The organism is Phaeobacter sp. PT47_59, from assembly GCF_028890025.1.
Taxonomy (GTDB): domain Bacteria; phylum Pseudomonadota; class Alphaproteobacteria; order Rhodobacterales; family Rhodobacteraceae; genus Phycobacter.
Genome location: NZ_JARCJL010000019.1, coordinates 14,112 through 31,545 on the forward strand (window position 1 = coordinate 14,112; position 17,434 = coordinate 31,545).

The following is a 17,434-nucleotide window of genomic DNA, read 5'->3' on the forward strand; positions in this document are numbered from 1 at the left end:
TGGTTTTGGCGCCTCAGGCGAACCGGCTCGGCTCATAGGGGCGCATGTCGATATTATTGGGCCTGCCTGCAATCATGTCGGCCACCATACGCCCGGTCTTGGCGCCGCCGGTGAGGCCCACATGGTGATGACCAAAGGCCGCGAAGACACCGGTTTTACCCACTTCGCCGATCAACGGCAGGCTGTCCGAGGGGGCCGGGCGGTATCCCAGCCATTCCTCTTCGCTCTCCGCGATCATCTGCGGAAAGCATTCCTTGACCTTGCGCCGCAAGAGCGCCAGCGGTGCCTTGGATTTGACCTCGCTGAGGCCGCCGAATTCAACCACGCCTGCACAGCGTAGCCCCTGATCCATTGCTGTCGCAACGAATTTCCCCGAGGTCAGCATCATCGGGCTGTTCGGCGTCTGGCTCGGGTTCTTGAAGACGATGTGATAGCCCCGCTCGGCCTCCAGCGGCACATTGAGGCCCAGTTTCTGCATCAAGGGCTTGGACCAGACGCCGGTGGCCAGCACCGCCTCGTTGCATGTAATGCGACCCTGATCGGTGTCGACAGCGCTGATGCGTCCGCCGGAAAGATCGAAATCCTTCACTTCGGCCCGCATGAACCGCCCGCCCATTTGCTGCAACAGGTTCACCAGGTCGCGCACGTAATTGCCGGGGTTGAGGATATAGCCGTGGTTCTTCATCACCGCGAGCAGCTGCATGTCGGGGGCCAGGATCGGCTCCCTTTCCTGCACGGCCGCACCTTCGACCAGTTCGGGGATGAAACCGGCCTCGCGGCGCAGCTCCCAGACGTATTTGTCCGCCTCAAATGCCGCGCGGTCACTGTAGGCAAAGCAATAGTCGCTTTCCTGCACCCATTTCGCGGCAGGCGTTCCTGCGGTCAGCGCCTGATGCTGTTCGACGCTGTCGCCGATCACATGGCTCAGCCCCTTGGCGATGCGGCGGGTGTCGCCGTCATTGGCGTTGGACAGGTACTTTATCAGCCAGGGCACCAGTTTCGGCCCATAAGACCAGCGCATGAACAGCGGGAAATCGGGGTCCATCAGGTATTTCGGTCCCTTGGGGATCAGCCCCGGTGTGGTCACTGGGACGATGGCGCAGCTCGCCAGAATGCAGCCGTTGCCATAGGAGGCGCCCATGCCGGGCTCCCCCTTGTCCAGGAGTGTGACCTCATGTCCGGCGCGGCGCAGCCAGATGGCGGTGGCGGCGCCCACGATGCCGGCGCCGATCACGACCGTATGCGGCGCACTCATGCGCGGGGGCCTTTAGGGAGGGTGGAAATAGTCATGGAGTATAGGGTCTTCTCAGGTGAATTTGCCCAACCATGCACGGCGCTATTCATCATTTCAAATACTAAGATATGGCTTGATCATCAGAAAAAGTGATATGCCTGCGGAATGAACCTCAGATTTCGCCAGCTTCAGGCCTTTCACGCGGTGATCGAGACCGGCACCGTTACCGGCGCTGCAACCAGCCTCGGGATTTCGCAACCCGGGATCTCCAACCTCTTGAACCAGCTGGAGCGCCAGACCGGGATCAAGCTCTTCGAACGGGTCCGGGGCCGACTGACCGCCACGCCCGAGGCGACGCTTTTGTTTCGCGAAATCGACACTGTGGTGCGCGGGTTCGATCATGTGACCCAGGCGGTGATCGATCTGCAGAACAAACAGGCCGGGCAGCTGCAGGTGGCCTCGCAGCATTCGATGTCCTTTGGCTTCATGCCGCGCCTCATTGCCGAGTTCGCCCGCGAGAGGCCGGATCTGTCGATCTCGTTTCAGTCGCAGTATTCCTCCAAGATCCAGGAATGGGTGCTCTCGGGTCTGTTCGAGATCGGGATCTGCGAAATGCCGCTCCTGTATGACGCGCTGGATGTGCACCCCGTGACCGTGGAATGCCGCATCGCCATGCCCGAAGGCAGCCCGCTGGCTCGCTACGATGTGCTGACGCCCGAACTCTTGGACGGCGAGCCGTTTATCGTGATGGGGCCGGATCACATGACCCATCGCCGCACGCGGGAGGCCTTCGTGCAGGCGGGCGTGCCGCTGAAGGCCAGGATCCACGCACATCTGTTCAAGAACCTGCTCAGTTTCGTCAAGGAAGGCATGGGGGTCGCCATCATCGATCCCTTCATCCTGGATTTCGACAAGGAGGGCGGCTTTGTCTCCCGTCCCTTCCAGCCCGCGGTGATGATGGAGATGGCGGTGATCACCTCCAGCGCCCGGCCACTGTCGGCGATCGGGCAGGAGTTCCTGGTGCTGCTCAAGCAGGCCCTGGCGCCCTATACCTCGGGGCAAACGGGCTGAGGGCGCGGAAAAGGGCATTCTGGGGCTTGGCTCCCGTCCGCCGTGCCGCCATGCTCTGGCGGGCGTGCTGAGGACAGGAGCGGTGGATGCAACAGGGCGGAAAGACGGTCTATGGCGCGGCGGTGGGCATCCTGATGCTGGAAACCCGGTTTCCCCGCATCCATGGTGACATGGGCAATGCCGCGACCTGGGATTTTCCGGTGCAATATCGAGTCGTCGATGGGGCCACGCCGGACCGTGTCGTGCGGGGTGATCCGCAGGCGTTGACCGAACGCTTTATTGCAGCCGGGCGCGACCTTATCCGTGCGGGCTGTGACGGGATCACCACCACCTGCGGGTTCCTGTCCCTGATCCAGGAGGACGTCAAGGCCGCGCTGGGCGTGCCGGTGGCGACCTCTTCCTTGATGCAGGTACCGATGGTGCAGGCCTTGCTGCCTGCGGGGAAACGCTGCGGGGTGATCACCATCTCGGAGCAGGCGCTCAGCCCTGCGCACCTGACCGCCGCCGGTGCCGCACCCGATACCCCTGTTGTGGGAACGGACGGCGGGCGGGCTATGACGCGTGATATCCTGGGGAATGCGCCCCAGATCGATTTCGAGGCCTGCCGTCTGGATATGATCGATGCGGGCAGGGCGATGGTCTCGCGGCACCCGGATGTGGGCGCGATCGTTCTGGAATGCACCAATATGGCGCCTTATGCGCGGGACCTGCGGCAGGTCACGGGGCTGCCTGTCTATTCGATCTACAGTTTCATCACCTGGTTTCAGGCGGGCCTGTTGCCGCGTCGCTTCCCGTTGGAGCTCGACGATCCGCGCTGGTAGCGCAGCCCCGCGCCCGCCCGTCATTGTCCTGCGTCGGATGGTCCCCTGTCTGGCGTCCGGCGCTTTTGGCAGGGTGGGGGCATAGCCACCGGGAGGGCCGCCATTGAAACCGTTTATGATGAGTCTCGTGCTGACCGCTGTTCCGATCATGTCTGTCGCGGATGTGCTGGAGCGGCAGCAGGTCACCGAGGATGTCTGGGCCCTGGTTGGCCCGCACAGCCAGCGCAACGCCGAGAACCTCGGCAATAATGCTACCTTCGGCGTGGTGGTGACGCGCGAAGGGGTTGTGCTGATGGATCCCGGCGGATCCTGGAAAGGCGCGGCGATGATCGACGCCGCCATCGATCAGATCACCGATCAGCCGGTTACTCATGTGATCGACACCGGCGGGCAGGATCACCGCTGGCTGGGCAATGCATACTGGCAGGCCCAGGGCGCGGTGGTGATCGCCTCGGATGCGGCCGTGGCGGATCACAAGGACCGTCAATCCATGCAGATGACGATGCTCTCGCAGCTTCTGGGCGATGAGCTGGCCGGGACCGAGCCGAGCTATGCCGATGTGACCTTCGACAGCGATCATAGCCTGTCCCTTGGCGGGCTGACCTTCCAGATCATGCACCGCGGCCAGGCCCATACTCCGGGTGACAGTTTCGTCTGGCTGCAAGAGCGGGACGTGATGTTCACCGGCGATATCGTCTATGTTGAGCGCATTCTTGGCGTCGGGCCGCAGTCCAATGCCAAAAGCTGGATCGAGGCCTTTGATGCCATGGCCGCCTTTGAACCTGCCCATCTGGTGCCGGGTCATGGCCGCGCCACCACGCTGAAGCGCGCCCGCGCCGATACCTACGACTACCTTGTGAACCTGCGTGCCCGGATCGGAGAACTGATCGAAGAGGGCGGCGATATCATGGAGGCGCCGGAGATCGACCAGTCCGCCTTTGCCGGGCTCGCGCAGTTCGACAGCCTGGCCGGGCGCAATGCGCAAACCGTCTATGAACAGATGGAGTGGGAATAGCCCCGCACGCCAGGATTTGATGTTCGACCCTGCCGCCTCCGTTTCGGGGGCGGTTTTTTTATCAGCCATCGTCATGGGGGTGTTACAAAAGCTTCACTGTATCAATCTTCTTATTTCGAATATTCATGAAGTATGGAAAAAGTGATTCCCTCCCGCCTCACCACCCTGGGCCATCCGCAGCGACTGGCCCTGTTTCGGCTGCTGATGCGCCGCTACCCGGATCGTCTGCCCGCCGGTGAAATCGCCGAGGTGCTGGATCTGAAGGCCAGCACATTGTCGGCCTATCTGGCTTCGCTGATGCAGGCGGGGCTGGTGACCCAGCACCGGGTGGGGACATCGCTGCTTTACATGATCAACATGGCAGCGGTGCGACAGACCTTCGACTATCTCTTTCTGGATTGTTGCCGCGGTCGCCCCGAGATCTGCGCCTCGGCTTCCTTTGCCGAGCCAGCAGGCAAAGTCGAGACGACGCATGAGAAATACAATGTGCTATTCATCTGCACGGGCAATTCCGCGCGCTCGATCTTTGCTGAAAGCCTGTTGCGGGATCTCGCGCCGGGGCGCTTCACTGTCTATTCCGCCGGAACGCGCCCGCAATCGGAGCTGAATCCCTTTGCACTGGAGGTGTTGAACTCCAAGGGCCATGACACCGCGCATCTGCGGGCCAAGAATACCGCTGAGTTCACGGGGGCAGATGCCCCCCGGATGGATTTTGTCTTTACCGTCTGCGATCAGGCCGCCAACGAGGAATGCCCGGCCTGGGATGGTCAGCCGATCAGCGGCCATTGGGGGATGCCGGACCCGGTAAAGGCCGATGGCACCGATGCAGAGAAAAGCCTCGCCTTCCAGCAGGCCTATGGCGCGTTGAAACACCGGATCGAGGCCTTTGCCGCCCTTCCCATTGAAACGCTGGACCGCATCGCGCTGCAACGGGCGGTGGATGGGATCGCCAGCCAAAATCAGGATACTGTCAAATGACCACCTATGCTGTAAACGGCCTTGGCCGGATCGGAAAACTCGCCCTGAAACCGCTGCTCGATCAGGGCGCCCATATCGCCTGGATCAACGACGCGGTGGGGGATCCGGAAATGCACGCGCATCTGTTGGAATTTGATACGGTGCATGGGCGCTGGGAGGCGGAGTTCTCCCATGATGCAGAGAGCGTCACGATCAACGACATGCGCCTGCCCTTCATCGGCACCTCGGATCTGAACGATCTGCCGCTGGAGGGTGTCGATGTGGTGATCGACTGCACCGGCGTCTTCAAGTCCGAGGCCAAGCTTGCCCCCTATTTCGAGGCGGGCGTGAAAAAGGTTGTGGTCTCGGCCCCGGTGAAGGACGGTGATGCGGCCAATATCGTCTATGGGGTCAATGAGGACACCTATGATCCCGCGCGCCATCGCATCGTGACGGCGGCCAGCTGCACCACCAACTGCCTTGCGCCGGTGGTCAAGGTAATCCACGAAAATCTGGGCATCCGTCACGGATCGATCACCACGATCCATGATGTGACCAACACCCAGACCATCGTCGACCGCCCCGCCAAGGATCTGCGCCGGGCGCGCTCGGCGCTGAATTCGCTGATCCCCACCACCACTGGCAGCGCCACGGCGATCACGCTGATCTACCCGGAGTTGACCGGGCGGCTCAATGGCCATGCGGTGCGGGTGCCGCTCTTGAATGCCTCGCTCACCGACTGTGTGTTCGAGGTGGAGCGAGAAACCACGGTTGAAGAGGTCAACGCCCTGTTCAAGGCGGCTGCCGAGGGAGAGCTAGAAGGGATCCTGGGCTATGAAACGCGCCCGCTGGTGTCGACCGATTACACAAACGACCGGCGCTCGTCGATCATTGATGCGCCGTCCACGATGGTGGTGAACGGCACCCAGGTGAAGATCTATGCCTGGTATGACAATGAAATGGGCTACGCCTGGCGCCTGGTCGATGTGGCTCTGATGGTCGGAGCCTCGCTGTGAGCCAGCGCCCCGAGGGCCTTTCGGCCTATATGGCGGTGACGGCGGCCTATTGGGCCTTCATGCTCACCGATGGGGCGCTCAGGATGCTGGTGCTCTTGCATTTTCACACGTTGGGGTTTTCCCCGGTGCAGCTGGCCTATCTCTTTGTTCTTTATGAGATCGCCGGGATGGTGACGAACCTGTCGGCGGGCTGGATCGCCGCGCGGTTTGGGCTGGCGGCAACGCTTTATGCCGGGCTTGCCTTGCAGATCCTGGCCCTGGGGGCGCTGACGCAGCTGGATCCCAGCTGGTCCATCGGCGCCTCGGTCGTCTTCGTGATGTGCGTGCAGGGGATTTCCGGCGTCGCCAAGGATCTGGCCAAGATGTCATCGAAATCGGCGGTAAAGCTCTTGGCCCCTTCGGCAAACGGCGGTTTGTTCCGCTGGGTGGCGGTGCTGACCGGATCAAAGAACGCGGTGAAGGGGCTCGGCTTCCTGCTGGGCGCGGCGCTTTTGGCAACGCTTGGCTTTTCCTGGGCGATCATCGCCATGGCCGTGGTGCTGGCACTGGTCTTTGCCGCCATCGTGGCCTTGATGCCGCCGGGGCTGCCGACCGGGCGCAAGGGCGCGAAGTTTTCCGAGGTCTTCTCCAAATCGGCCAATGTGAACTGGCTGTCGGCGGCGCGGGTGTTCCTGTTCGGCGCGCGCGACGTCTGGTTCGTGGTGGGCATCCCGATCTATTTCTACGCGGTCTTGTCGGATGGATCGGAGGCGGGCAACCGCGCGGCCTTCTTCATGATCGGCAGCTTCATGGCGGTCTGGATCATCCTTTATGGCGCGGTGCAGGCGGCGGCGCCCTGGCTGCTTGGGGCTGCGAAACGCCCCGAGGGCGCGCTGATCCGCGCCGCACGCGGCTGGGCGCTGGCGCTGTTTATGGTGCCAGCCGCACTGACCCTTGCGGTCTGGATGGCCGGAGCACCTGAAACCTGGCTGACGGTGGTCCTGGTTCTGGGCCTTCTGGCATTTGGCGCGCTTTTTGCGGTGAACTCCTCCCTGCATTCCTACCTGATCCTCGCCTTCACACGGGCCGAGCGGGTGACGATGGATGTGGGGTTCTACTATATGGCCAATGCGGGCGGGCGTCTGGCGGGCACGCTTCTGTCCGGGCTGACCTATCAGATCGGGGGACTTGCGCTTGTTCTGGGCACGGCGGCCCTTATGGTGGCCCTGTCGGCGCTTGCTTCGGGCAAGTTGCATGTTGAGGGGGCAAATGCCACGGCATGAGTATCTTTGAACGTTATCTGACCCTTTGGGTGGCGCTGGCCATGGTGGCGGGCATCCTGATCGGCAATGCGGCGCCCGCCCTGGTGCAGATGATCGCGGCGGCAGAATTTGCCAGTGTCAACCTGGTGGTTGCGGTGCTGATCTGGGCGATGGTCTATCCGATGATGGTCGGGGTGGATCCTGCCGCCGTGAAGTCGGCCGTCAAACAGCCAAAGGGGCTGGGCATTACCCTGGTGGTCAATTGGCTGATCAAGCCCTTCTCGATGGCGGCCTTGGGCGTGCTGTTCTTCGAAGGGATATTCGCCGATTTCCTCGCGCCCGAGGACGCGCAGCAATATATCGCAGGTCTGATCCTTCTGGGCGCCGCCCCTTGCACGGCGATGGTCTTTGTCTGGTCGCAGCTGACGCGTGGGGACGAGAATTACACGCTGCTGCAGGTCTCGGTGAACGATGTGGTGATGGTCTTTGCCTTCGCCCCCATTGTGGCCTTCCTGCTTGGGGTCACCGATATCGAGGTCCCTTGGGAGACGCTGGTTCTGTCCGTGCTCCTGTTTGTCCTGCTGCCGCTTCTGGCCGGGATCTGGACCCGGCGCAGGCTGGGGAGCGCGGCGCAGGTCAAGGCCTTTCAGGCGCGGGTGAAGCCCTGGTCGGTGGTTGGGCTGATTGCCACCGTTGCGATTCTCTTTGGTCTTCAGGGCCAGGTGATTCTGGACCGGCCTCAGGTGATTGCCCTGATCGCGGTGCCGATCCTGGTGCAATCCTACGGGATCTTCGCGGTCGCCTATGGAGCGGCCTTTGCGCTGAAGGTGCCCCATCGCATCGCCGCCCCTTGTGCCCTGATCGGGACATCGAATTTCTTCGAGCTGGCCGTGGCCGTTGCGATTTCTCTGTTTGGACTGAACTCCGGCGCGGCTCTGGCCACGGTCGTTGGGGTTCTGGTCGAGGTGCCGGTGATGCTGTCGCTGGTGGGCTTTGCCAACCGCACCCGGAGCCGGTTTCCCGGCAGGTGATCCGCCAGGAGCGGGTTGACGACAAAGCGGAAGCATCGCTACCCTTCGCGCCGACATTCGCTTTCTGCAGCCAGAGTGCGGGGAAGGTGTGCCAAGATCTGCTTGGGCGTCTTCGCGGCAGAGCCTGTTTTGCTCGGCTTCCTGTGATTTCAACCTCGTGCACGAACAGCGATTTGTCGCAGGTTCCGTTGGCCTGCGACGCTGTAGGGGTGTCCTGTTTTGGGGCGAGATATGATGTTCGACTGCGGATTTGCCCAGTCGTTTTTTGCATATGTTGGGCGTTTGTTAACAAAGAGGCCTCAATAGTGGGTTATGGTAGAGAGAGGGGCCAAGATATGCATGGTCTGATCAACAGGGCGATTCAGGCTTTTGTGACCAGCACCTATGGCGCGGACCGTTGGAAAGAGGTGATGGACCTTGCGGGGCTTGGCTTTCGCGAGTTCGAGGCCATGCTCACCTATACGGATGAGCAATCCAACAAGATGCTGCAGGCCATGGAGCAGGTGCTTGGGCGTCCTCTGCCGGAAATGCTGGAGGATATGGGCACCTTCCTGGTCTCCAATCCTCAGGTTGAAGCGCTGCGTCGGCTGTTGCGGTTTGGCGGCGTGAACTACGTTGAATTCTTGCATTCCCTTGATGATCTGCCGGGGCGCGCGCGCCTTGCCGTTTCCGATCTGTACCTGCCGGGGCTGGAGTTATTTGAACAGGCGCCGGGTCAATTCGAATTGGTATGCCAGCCCGGTCTTCCGGGCTATGCCAATGTCATGATGGGCGTTCTGCGGGCGATGGCCGACGATTACGGCGATCTTGTCATCCTGGAGTCCAGCGGCAGCCAGGATGGGGCAGATGTGATTTCAATTACCCTTGTGGAGCGGGAGTTTGCCGAGGGGCGAAGCTTTGATCTGGGGGCCCATTCGCTATGATGACAGACGAACAGCTCGCGGCCATCGCAGATCATATCTGCCCGATGTTCGCGATTGTCGATGGCAAGGGGCGGATCATGCGGGTCGGCCCCACTTTGCGAAAACTGCGGCCTGACCTGAAATGGGAAGGACGGCGGTTCTTCCGCGTTTTCGACCTGTCGCGCCCGCGCCGCGTCCGTTCGATGGAGGATCTGGTCAATACGGCTGGATCCAAGCTGCATCTGCATTTCCGCGATACCCCGCAGACCAGCCTCAAGGGCGTTCTTGTGCCGCTGCCCGACGGGCGGGGGGCCATCATCAACCTGTCATTCGGGATTTCCGTGCTGGAGGCGGTGCGGGATTACGATCTGACCAGCGCCGATTTCTCGCCCACCGATCTGACCATCGAAATGCTCTATCTGGTGGAGGCGAAATCCGCCGCGATGGAGGCGTCGCGACAGTTGAACCTGCGTCTGCAGGGCGCCAAGATCGCCGCCGAGGAACAGGCCTTCACCGACACGCTGACCGGTTTGAAAAACCGCCGTGCGATGGATCACATTCTGGAGCGGCTGATCACCAGCGGTCGGGACTTCGCCCTGATGCATCTGGATCTCGATTACTTCAAGCAGGTCAATGACACTCTGGGCCATGCGGCTGGCGATGCGGTGCTGCAACATGTGGCGCGGGTCATGGTCGACTGCACCCGGCAATCGGATACGGTTGCCCGCGTTGGCGGCGATGAATTCGTTCTGATCTTCAACGATCTGCGCGACGAGCGGCAGCTGCAGGCCCTGGCCGAGCGGTTGATCCGGGAGATCGAGGTTCCCATTCCCTTTGGGGGCAAGGAATGCAAGATCTCTGCCAGCGCAGGGACCACCCTGTCGATCTGGCATGATGGAACCGTATCGGCGGCAAGGATCCTCAACGAATCGGATGCGGCCCTCTATGCGGCCAAGGGCGCGGGCCGGGCGCAGCACTGTTTCTACCAAAAGGGCATGGAACAGGATGTCTTGGAGCAGCATTCCTAGGCGCAGGCAGCTTTTCTGATCTCAATCTTCCGCATCTTTGCCGGGCGGCGTTCGTTCTGTCCGAGCGCTGTTGTGCCGTGGCGTGATGGTCGTGTGTGTTTAAGGCAGACCGTGCGGCCAGGACTCCTGTCCGTGACGCGGGCTCTGCCGTCGAAGAGTGAGTCTGCCAAGCCTGCGCGGCATCAATCGTATATTTTTCAATACATTAGCCTCCCTCAAATACGGCTTGGCAAAATCTAGTTATGTGCTATATCTATATTCAAATAGATATGCGGAATAACGATGATGGTTGTTATTCAAGTGGGAGGGCATCATGCGTATCAATGGGCAAGTGGCTTTGGTCACGGGCGGCGGCAGTGGTCTGGGTGCTGCCACGGCGCGGCATCTGGCGGGCAAGGGGGCCAAGGTTGCCATCCTCGATTTCGACAGTGAACGGGCGGAGGCTGTCGCGGCCGAGATCGGTGGCATCGCGCTGCATGTGGACGTGAGCGATGAGGCCGCCGTCGGGGCGGCGGTGGACAGTGCCGTTCAGCAGCTGGGCAGCGCGCCCCGCATCGCGGTCAACTGCGCCGGGGTCGGCATGGCGGCGCGCATCGTCGGCCGCGAGGGCAAGCTTTCCTTCGATGTCTTTGAAAAGACGCTGCGGGTGAACCTGTTTGGTACCTACAATGTGATGAGCCACGCCGCCCGCCGCATGGCGGAGCTGGAGCCGCTGGAAGATGGCGAGCGCGGCGTGATCATCAACACCGCGTCGGTCGCCTATGAGGACGGCCAGCTGGGGCAGGCGGCCTATGCGGCTTCCAAGGGGGCGATTGCCTCGATGTGCCTGCCCGCCGCGCGCGAGTTTGCCCAAAGCGGCATTCGTGTCGTGGCCATCGCGCCCGGCCTGTTCCAGACCCCGATGATGGAAGGTCTGCCGCCCGAGGTTTCCGCCAAGATCACCGCCAATATCCCGTTTCCCGCCCGGCTTGGCGCGCCCGAGGAATATGCGCTTCTGGCCGAGCAGATCGTTACCAACCCCTTCCTCAACGGAACAACTATCCGGCTGGACGGCGCCGTGCGCCTGCCGCCGCGCTGAAGGACTCCTCCCCAATGAGCGACCCCATCCTGAAGATCGAGATCGAAGACAGCATTGCCACCCTGGTGATGAACCGCCCGGACAAGCGCAACGCCATGTGCGAAGAGCTGCTGGAGGCGCTGGACGCCTTCTTCTCGGCGCCGCCAAAGGAGGTGCGCGTGGTGATCCTGACCGGCAAGGCAGGGCATTTCTGCTCTGGCTTGGATCTGTCTGAACATGTGCACCGCTCGGCCGAGGAGAACCTTTATCACTCGCGCCAGTGGCATGGGGTGATGGAGAAGATCCAGTTCGGCGGGCTGGCGGTCGTCTCGGCCATGTTCGGTGCGGTGATCGGTGGCGGGCTGGAGCTGGCCAGTTCCACCCATGTGCGCATTGCCGAGCCTTCGACAATCTTCCAGCTGCCCGAGGGGCGGCGCGGGATCTTCGTGGGGGGCGGTGCCACCGCGCGGGTGGGGCGCCTGTTGGGCGCGGACCGCATGACCGAGATGATGTTGACGGGCCGCAAATATGACGCCGAAACCGGCGTCGCACTGGGCCTTGCGCATTACGCCGTGGGCGAGGGCGAGGCGATGGGGTTGGCGCGCACGCTGGCCGGAAAGATCGCCCGCAACGCGCCCCTGTCCAACTACCTGATGATCCAGTCCATCGCGCGTATCACGGATATGTCGCAGGCGGATGGATTGTTCACGGAGTCGCTCGCAGCGGCCCTGTCGCAGACCACGCCCGATGCCGAGGAGGGCCTGCGCGCCTTCCTTGAAAAGCGCGCGCCAAAGTTCAGGTGACCAGATGAAGAAAGCTGTATCCGATCGTGATCTGCAGCCCAAGGGCGCGGAGGTCAGTGATGCCACCCTGCGCGGCTTTATCGGCTATCACATGAAGCGCGCCTTCAACGTGCTGCAGGCGGATCTCACCCAAACGCTGAAACCCTTCGAGCTGCGCATGCTGACCTACACGGCGCTGACACTGATCGTGGACAATCCCGGCCTGCGCCAATCGCAGCTGGCCGATGCCATGGATGTGGAGCGGCCCAATCTGGTGATCGTCATTGATGAACTCGAGCGGCGCGATCTGATCGTGCGCGACCGGGTGCCGACCGACCGGCGCGCCTATGCGCTGCGGGTGACGCTGGCCGGGCGGCAGCTTTATGAAAAAGCCTTTGCCGCGATGAGGGACCACGAAAAACGGATGCTTGAAGGCTTGGATGCCGAGACCCGCAACACGGTGGTTGCGGCCCTTGAAGTGATCCAGAAACACCAGGCGAAAGGATGAGTGATGAAACGGACCTCTAGCTTTCTACCCCATGCGGTGAACCGCGAAGACCGGGCGGATGGCAGCATCCTGCTGCGCTCGGACTATGACCTGGGTCCGGTGACGGATCGCACCGGGGACTGGCTGCACCACTGGGCGGATGAAGCCCCGACCCGCGTGTTTCTGGCCGAACGCAGCGGTGCGGGCTGGCGCGAGGAAAGCTACGCTGCGACCCTGCAGCAGGTGCGCGCCATTGCGGCCTCCCTGCTGGCGCGGGGCATGGGGGCGGAGACGCCGATCCTGATCATGTCCGGCAACGGCGTCGATCACGGGCTTCTGTCACTGGGCGCGCAATATGCCGGTGTGCCCACCGTGCCCGTGGCCGAGCAGTATTCGCTGATCCATGGTGCCCACGGGCGGCTGCGTCACGCCATCGAACTGGTGCGCCCCAAGATGGCCTATGTGGTCGATGCCGATCAGTATGGCGAGGCGCTCAAGCTGGACGCACTTGAGGGCGTCGAGATCGTCGCCACCCGCACTGGCGGCGCCAATGTCACGCCTTTCGCGGAACTCTTGAAGGGGGATGCGGGCGTCGATGTGGATGCGGGCTTTGCCAAGGTGACGCCCGATACCGTTGCCAAGATCCTGATGACCAGCGGCTCCACCTCCAATCCCAAGGGGGTGCTGACCACCCAGCGGATGATGTGCGTGAACCAAGCCCAGCTGGCCGACAGCCTGCCGTTCCTGCGCGCGCGCCCGCCGCGTATCGTGGATTGGCTGCCCTGGAACCATGTCTTTGGCGGCTCGCATAACTTCAACATGATGCTGGCCAATGGCGGCAGCTTCTACATCGACGACGGCAAGCCGGTGAAGGGCCTCTTTGACCGCACCGTGGAAAACCTGTCGATGGTGACCGGCAGCCTGGTGTTCAACGTGCCCATGGGCTTTGCCATGCTGCTGGAGGCGCTGGAAAAGGACGCGGGCCTGCGCCAGCGGTTCTTTGAGGATCTGGACATGATCTTCTACGCGGGCGCCTCCCTGCCGCAGGAGGTCTGGACCGGCTTTGAAACCATGGCGATGGAGATCAAGGGCGAGGTTCCGCTGATGACCTCCTCCTGGGGGCTGACCGAAACCGCGCCTGCAACGATGATCCAGCAGGAGCCGACCGAAAGCTCGGGCGTGGTGGGGGTGCCGATGACCGGTGTGACCCTGAAGCTGATCCCGGACGATGACATGCGTTGCGAGATGCGCGTCAAGGGGCCGAACGTGATGCCCGGCTATTTCGAGGATCCGGAAAAGACCGCCGATGCCTTTGACGACGAAGGCTATTTCATCACCGGTGATGCCATGGTGTTTGTCGACAAGGGCGACATCAACAAGGGGATGCGTTTTGACGGCCGTATTTCCGAGGACTTCAAGCTGCTGACCGGCACCTGGGTGCGGGCGGCGGGCCTTCGCATTGAGATGCTTTCGACCCTGGCGCCGCTGGCCGCTGATCTGGTGGTCACCGGGCAGGACCGGGATGAGATCGGCGTGATGATCTTCCCCAACACGGAAGCCATCGAGGCGGCGGGCTACACCCTGGAGGAAGACGGCGGCGCCTTGGTCTGTCCGCAGCTGCTGTCCGAGATCCATCACCGGCTGAACGAACGCGCCGGGCGGATTTCCGGATCCTCCACCCGGGTGGCACGGGCCATCGTGCTGGCCGAACCGCCCTCCCTCACCGATGCCGAGATCACCGCCAAGGGCAACCTCAACTTCCGCAAGGTGCTGACGCGCCGCGCTAATCTGCTGGAGCGGCTTTATGACGATGCCGCCAGCGGTACTGCGAAACTCTGACAGGAACAAAGACAATGGTAGATTTTTCCAAGGTCCGTGCGATCGACTTTCACACCCACGCCGAAGAACCCTGCGGTTGCCATGCCGATGACGGCTATGATGAGCTGCAGGCCACCATGGCCAACTATTTTGGCGCGCCCTGGCAGCATCCGCCCACCGTGCCGGAAACAGCTGCCCACTATCGCAAGCAGAACATCGCCGCCGTGATCTTCCCGGTCGATGCCGAGCGCGAGACCGGCTATCGCCGCTACAAGAACGAGGAAGTTGCGGAACTGGCGGCCGAAAACGACGATGTGCTGATCCCCTTTGCCAGCATCGACCCGCATAAGGGCAAGATGGGCGCCCGCGAGGCACGCCGCCTGATCAAGGATTTCGGCATCAAGGGGTTCAAGTTCCACCCCACCATGCAGGGGTTCTATGCCAATGACCGCATGGCCTATGATCTATATGAAGCCATCGCCGAAGAGGGCGGTATCGCCCTGTTCCACACCGGCCAGACTGGCGTCGGCAGCGGCATGCCCGGCGGCAACGGGATGCGGCTGAAGTATTCCAACCCGATGTATATGGATGACGTGGCGGTGGACTTCCCCGAGATGAAGATCATCCTCGCGCACCCCTCCTTCCCCTGGCAGGAAGAGGCGCTGTCGGTGGCCCAGCACAAGCCCAACGTCTATATCGATCTCTCCGGCTGGTCGCCCAAATACTTCCCGGACATCCTGGTGAAATACTGCAATTCGATCCTGAAGAAGAAGGTGCTGTTCGGGTCTGACTGGCCGATGATCACGCCGGAACGCTGGCTGGCGGATTTCGAGAAGATCGCGATCAAGGACCACCTGCGCGAAGACATCATCAAGGGCAACGCCATGCGTCTGCTCGGGGTCGAGTAAGATGGAGATCCCCGCACCCAAGCTACGCCATGCCTTCCGCCTTCGGGTTGAGCTTGGCCCGCCGATGGAACTGGGGCAGGGGCGTGCGGGTGTGCGGCGGATCATACCGATCATCGGGGGCAGGGCGCTTGGCCCCGATTTGACCGGCGAGGTGCTGAACCTCGGTGCCGACTGGCAGACCATCTATGCCGACGGGGCTGCGCATCTCGATACGCGCTATGCGGTGAAGACCGAGGACGGCGCGGTGATCGAGATCGTCAACGTGGGCAGCCGCCATGGCCCGGCGGAGGTGATCGCGCGCCTGGCCAGGGGCGAGGACGTGGATCCCGCCAGCTACTACATGCGCACGGCGGCGCGGCTGGAAACCGGTGATGACCGCTATCTTTGGGTCAATCACATGCTGTTTGTCTGTTCCGGCATCCGGCGCGCCTCGGCCGTGGAAATCGACTATTTTGCAGTGGAGTAACCAGTGAAGCCATTTGTTGCACCGGTTGAGGATATCCTGTTCACCCTGAACCATGTGGCAGGCGCCAGGGATCTGCCCGATTGGGATGCGGAATTCGCATCGGAGATTGCAGGGCATTTCGCCGCCTTTGCCGAAGGTGAGATCGCGCCGCTGGATGAACCCGGTGATCTTGAGGGATGCACCCTGACGGATGGCCGCGTGACGATGCCCGCCGGGTTCAAGAAACTCTACGCCTCCTATGCCGAACAGGGCTGGCCGGGGCTGACCATCCCCGAAGAGTTCGGTGGTCAGGGCATGGGGGCGATGATGCTGGCGATCACGTCGGAGATTTTTTCCGGCGCCAACCATTCCATGCAGATGGTCACCGGGCTGGTCCCCGGCGCCGCGCGCACCCTGTTGCGGTTCGGCAGCGAAGACCAGCAGGCGTGCTACCTGCCGTCGCTTGCCTCGGGTGAAACACTGGCCACCATGTGCCTGACCGAGCCCGGCGCGGGATCGGACCTGTCGCGCGTGCGCTGCCGCGCGACCCCCGATGGAGGCGGCTGGCAGATCACCGGCGAGAAGATCTTTATCTCCGGCGGCGATCAGGACATGAGCGACAAGATCCTGCATCTGGTGCTGGCGCGGACCTCTGACAATGGCATCAAGGGGCTGTCGCTGTTCCTCTGTCCCTGCACCCGCGCGGATGGCAGTCGCAATGGTGTCACCGTCACCCGGATCGAGGAAAAGATGGGCCTGCATGCCTCGCCCACTTGCCAGCTGGCCTTTGACGGCGCCGAGGCAGAGCTGATCGGTGCCGAGGGGCAGGGGCTGATGGCGATGTTCACGATGATGAACCACGCGCGTTCCGATGTGGCGCTGCAGGGTGTGGCCCATGCGGCCCGCGCCTATGATGTGGCTGGATCTTACGCGGCGGAGCGTCAGCAGGGGCGCGGTGCGGAGGGGCAGACGGTCACCCTGGATGGTCACGCCGACGTGCGCCGCATGCTGGATGAGATCGACGCCGCTGCCCTTGGCGCCCGCGCCATTGCACATCTGGCCTTTGTCACCATGGAGCGGGGCGACACCCCCGATCTGGTGGAGTTCCTGACGCCGCTTGCAAAGGTCAGCGGCACCGAGGCCGGGATCCGCGGCGCCGAGCAGGGCATTCAGGTGCTGGGCGGCTATGGCTACCTGCGCGAATACCGGCTGGAACAGACCTACAGGGACGCGCGGATCTGCGCGATCTACGAGGGGGCCAACGGCATTCACGAACGAATGCTGGCCACGCGGCTGCTGGGCGCGGCGCCCGCCGATGCCTTTGCGGCATTTCTGGCCGGTGAAGGCCATCCGGAGGTCGCAGAGGCATTGGCCGATTGGCAAGAGGCGCGCCAGGATCTGCTGAACCAGGACGACCCGACTCCCTTTGCCCACGTGTTTTACCTGCTGACACGGGATGCGCTTTTGACAGCGCTGTGGCACCGGATGGTGGCGCAGGCCGCAGCGCATCCGCAGCCAGAGCGGCTTTCCCGTGTTGCTGCAGTTCAATTGGCGGAAATTGCTGCCTGGCGCCCGGCGCGTTTGACGCAGCTGCGGGCAATAGGCTCAGGGTCGGCGTAAA

General features: G+C 62.5%; 17 protein-coding genes. 16 read left to right on the forward strand and 1 reads right to left on the reverse strand.

Translation table 11 applies throughout. The annotated features are described in order from the left end of the window. Positions 1-13 precede the first annotated feature (13 nt). Complete coding sequence (locus PXK01_RS15840) at positions 14-1,255, reverse strand: NAD(P)/FAD-dependent oxidoreductase (protein ID WP_274860807.1); 1,242 nt, start codon at positions 1,253-1,255, stop codon at positions 14-16. Between the two features lie 144 nt (positions 1,256-1,399). On the opposite strand from PXK01_RS15840, the gene PXK01_RS15845 reads away from it, so the two are divergent. The 16 genes from PXK01_RS15845 (at position 1,400) to PXK01_RS15920 (ending at position 17,433) form a co-directional block, all read left to right on the forward strand. Beyond that, positions 1,400-2,305, forward strand: coding sequence for a LysR family transcriptional regulator (locus PXK01_RS15845; protein ID WP_274860808.1), 906 nt, complete (start codon positions 1,400-1,402; stop codon positions 2,303-2,305). An 86-nt stretch (positions 2,306-2,391) separates the two neighbouring features. Then, positions 2,392-3,126, forward strand: a complete 735-nt coding sequence (locus PXK01_RS15850) for an aspartate/glutamate racemase family protein (RefSeq protein WP_274860809.1) — start codon at positions 2,392-2,394, stop codon at positions 3,124-3,126. 115 nt (positions 3,127-3,241) lie between these two features. Then, on the forward strand, positions 3,242-4,141 hold the full coding sequence (locus tag PXK01_RS15855) for an MBL fold metallo-hydrolase (RefSeq protein WP_274860810.1): 900 nt from the start codon (positions 3,242-3,244) through the stop codon (positions 4,139-4,141). A 132-nt stretch (positions 4,142-4,273) separates the two neighbouring features. Beyond that, positions 4,274-5,119: an arsenate reductase/protein-tyrosine-phosphatase family protein gene (locus tag PXK01_RS15860; RefSeq protein ID WP_274860811.1), complete on the forward strand. Its 846-nt coding sequence runs from the start codon at positions 4,274-4,276 to the stop codon at positions 5,117-5,119. After that, a complete protein-coding gene (locus tag PXK01_RS15865) occupies positions 5,116-6,114 on the forward strand; it encodes an ArsJ-associated glyceraldehyde-3-phosphate dehydrogenase (protein ID WP_274860812.1) in 999 nt (332 codons plus the stop codon). Before PXK01_RS15860 ends, PXK01_RS15865 begins: the two co-directional genes overlap by 4 nt. Then, positions 6,111-7,376: an organoarsenical effux MFS transporter ArsJ gene (arsJ, locus tag PXK01_RS15870; RefSeq protein WP_274860816.1), complete on the forward strand. Its 1,266-nt coding sequence runs from the start codon at positions 6,111-6,113 to the stop codon at positions 7,374-7,376. The genes PXK01_RS15865 and arsJ overlap by 4 nt, the downstream gene beginning before the upstream one ends. Next, positions 7,373-8,386, forward strand: a complete 1,014-nt coding sequence (arsB, locus tag PXK01_RS15875) for an ACR3 family arsenite efflux transporter (protein WP_274860817.1) — start codon at positions 7,373-7,375, stop codon at positions 8,384-8,386. The genes arsJ and arsB overlap by 4 nt, the downstream gene beginning before the upstream one ends. A 335-nt stretch (positions 8,387-8,721) precedes the next feature. Then, positions 8,722-9,309 carry a heme NO-binding domain-containing protein gene (locus PXK01_RS15880; protein WP_274860819.1) on the forward strand — a complete coding sequence of 196 codons (588 nt, stop codon included), beginning with the start codon at positions 8,722-8,724 and terminating at the stop codon, positions 9,307-9,309. Next, positions 9,306-10,316 carry a GGDEF domain-containing protein gene (locus PXK01_RS15885; protein ID WP_274848711.1) on the forward strand — a complete coding sequence of 337 codons (1,011 nt, stop codon included), beginning with the start codon at positions 9,306-9,308 and terminating at the stop codon, positions 10,314-10,316. Before PXK01_RS15880 ends, PXK01_RS15885 begins: the two co-directional genes overlap by 4 nt. Positions 10,317-10,629: 313 nt before the next feature. Further along, positions 10,630-11,394 carry an SDR family NAD(P)-dependent oxidoreductase gene (locus PXK01_RS15890; protein ID WP_274848712.1) on the forward strand — a complete coding sequence of 255 codons (765 nt, stop codon included), beginning with the start codon at positions 10,630-10,632 and terminating at the stop codon, positions 11,392-11,394. A gap of 14 nt (positions 11,395-11,408) precedes the next feature. Next, positions 11,409-12,176, forward strand: a complete 768-nt coding sequence (locus PXK01_RS15895) for a crotonase/enoyl-CoA hydratase family protein (protein WP_274860821.1) — start codon at positions 11,409-11,411, stop codon at positions 12,174-12,176. Positions 12,177-12,180: 4 nt separating this feature from the next. Continuing rightward, a complete protein-coding gene (locus PXK01_RS15900) occupies positions 12,181-12,663 on the forward strand; it encodes a MarR family winged helix-turn-helix transcriptional regulator (RefSeq protein WP_274848714.1) in 483 nt (160 codons plus the stop codon). Between the two features lie 3 nt (positions 12,664-12,666). Next, a complete protein-coding gene (locus tag PXK01_RS15905; RefSeq protein ID WP_274860822.1) occupies positions 12,667-14,481 on the forward strand; it encodes a feruloyl-CoA synthase in 1,815 nt (604 codons plus the stop codon). 14 nt (positions 14,482-14,495) lie between these two features. Then, the gene (locus PXK01_RS15910; RefSeq protein ID WP_274860823.1) at positions 14,496-15,368 is read left to right on the forward strand and encodes an amidohydrolase family protein; all 873 of its coding nucleotides are present in this window, start codon (positions 14,496-14,498) and stop codon (positions 15,366-15,368) included. Between the two features lies 1 nt (position 15,369). Beyond that, positions 15,370-15,834, forward strand: a complete 465-nt coding sequence (locus PXK01_RS15915) for a DUF3237 domain-containing protein (RefSeq protein ID WP_274860824.1) — start codon at positions 15,370-15,372, stop codon at positions 15,832-15,834. Between the two features lie 3 nt (positions 15,835-15,837). Further along, positions 15,838-17,433, forward strand: a complete 1,596-nt coding sequence (locus PXK01_RS15920) for an acyl-CoA dehydrogenase family protein (protein WP_274860826.1) — start codon at positions 15,838-15,840, stop codon at positions 17,431-17,433. The last annotated feature ends 1 nt before the right edge of the window (position 17,434 follow it).

What these genes read in the sequence shown, in the direction of transcription:
- PXK01_RS15850 (WP_274860809.1), top strand. Translation starts at nt 2,392, where the DNA reads ATGCAACAGGGCGGAAAGACGGTCTATGGCGCGGCGGTGGGCATCCTG.
- PXK01_RS15910 (WP_274860823.1), top strand. Translation starts at nt 14,496, where the DNA reads ATGGTAGATTTTTCCAAGGTCCGTGCGATCGACTTTCACACCCACGCC.
- PXK01_RS15840 (WP_274860807.1), bottom strand. Translation starts at nt 1,255, where the DNA reads ATGAGTGCGCCGCATACGGTCGTGATCGGCGCCGGCATCGTGGGCGCC.
- PXK01_RS15855 (WP_274860810.1), top strand. Translation starts at nt 3,242, where the DNA reads ATGATGAGTCTCGTGCTGACCGCTGTTCCGATCATGTCTGTCGCGGAT.
- PXK01_RS15905 (WP_274860822.1), top strand. Translation starts at nt 12,667, where the DNA reads ATGAAACGGACCTCTAGCTTTCTACCCCATGCGGTGAACCGCGAAGAC.
- PXK01_RS15885 (WP_274848711.1), top strand. Translation starts at nt 9,306, where the DNA reads ATGATGACAGACGAACAGCTCGCGGCCATCGCAGATCATATCTGCCCG.
- PXK01_RS15845 (WP_274860808.1), top strand. Translation starts at nt 1,400, where the DNA reads ATGAACCTCAGATTTCGCCAGCTTCAGGCCTTTCACGCGGTGATCGAG.
- PXK01_RS15895 (WP_274860821.1), top strand. Translation starts at nt 11,409, where the DNA reads ATGAGCGACCCCATCCTGAAGATCGAGATCGAAGACAGCATTGCCACC.
- PXK01_RS15900 (WP_274848714.1), top strand. Translation starts at nt 12,181, where the DNA reads ATGAAGAAAGCTGTATCCGATCGTGATCTGCAGCCCAAGGGCGCGGAG.
- PXK01_RS15880 (WP_274860819.1), top strand. Translation starts at nt 8,722, where the DNA reads ATGCATGGTCTGATCAACAGGGCGATTCAGGCTTTTGTGACCAGCACC.
- PXK01_RS15890 (WP_274848712.1), top strand. Translation starts at nt 10,630, where the DNA reads ATGCGTATCAATGGGCAAGTGGCTTTGGTCACGGGCGGCGGCAGTGGT.
- PXK01_RS15860 (WP_274860811.1), top strand. Translation starts at nt 4,274, where the DNA reads ATGGAAAAAGTGATTCCCTCCCGCCTCACCACCCTGGGCCATCCGCAG.
- PXK01_RS15865 (WP_274860812.1), top strand. Translation starts at nt 5,116, where the DNA reads ATGACCACCTATGCTGTAAACGGCCTTGGCCGGATCGGAAAACTCGCC.
- PXK01_RS15915 (WP_274860824.1), top strand. Translation starts at nt 15,370, where the DNA reads ATGGAGATCCCCGCACCCAAGCTACGCCATGCCTTCCGCCTTCGGGTT.
- arsB (WP_274860817.1), top strand. Translation starts at nt 7,373, where the DNA reads ATGAGTATCTTTGAACGTTATCTGACCCTTTGGGTGGCGCTGGCCATG.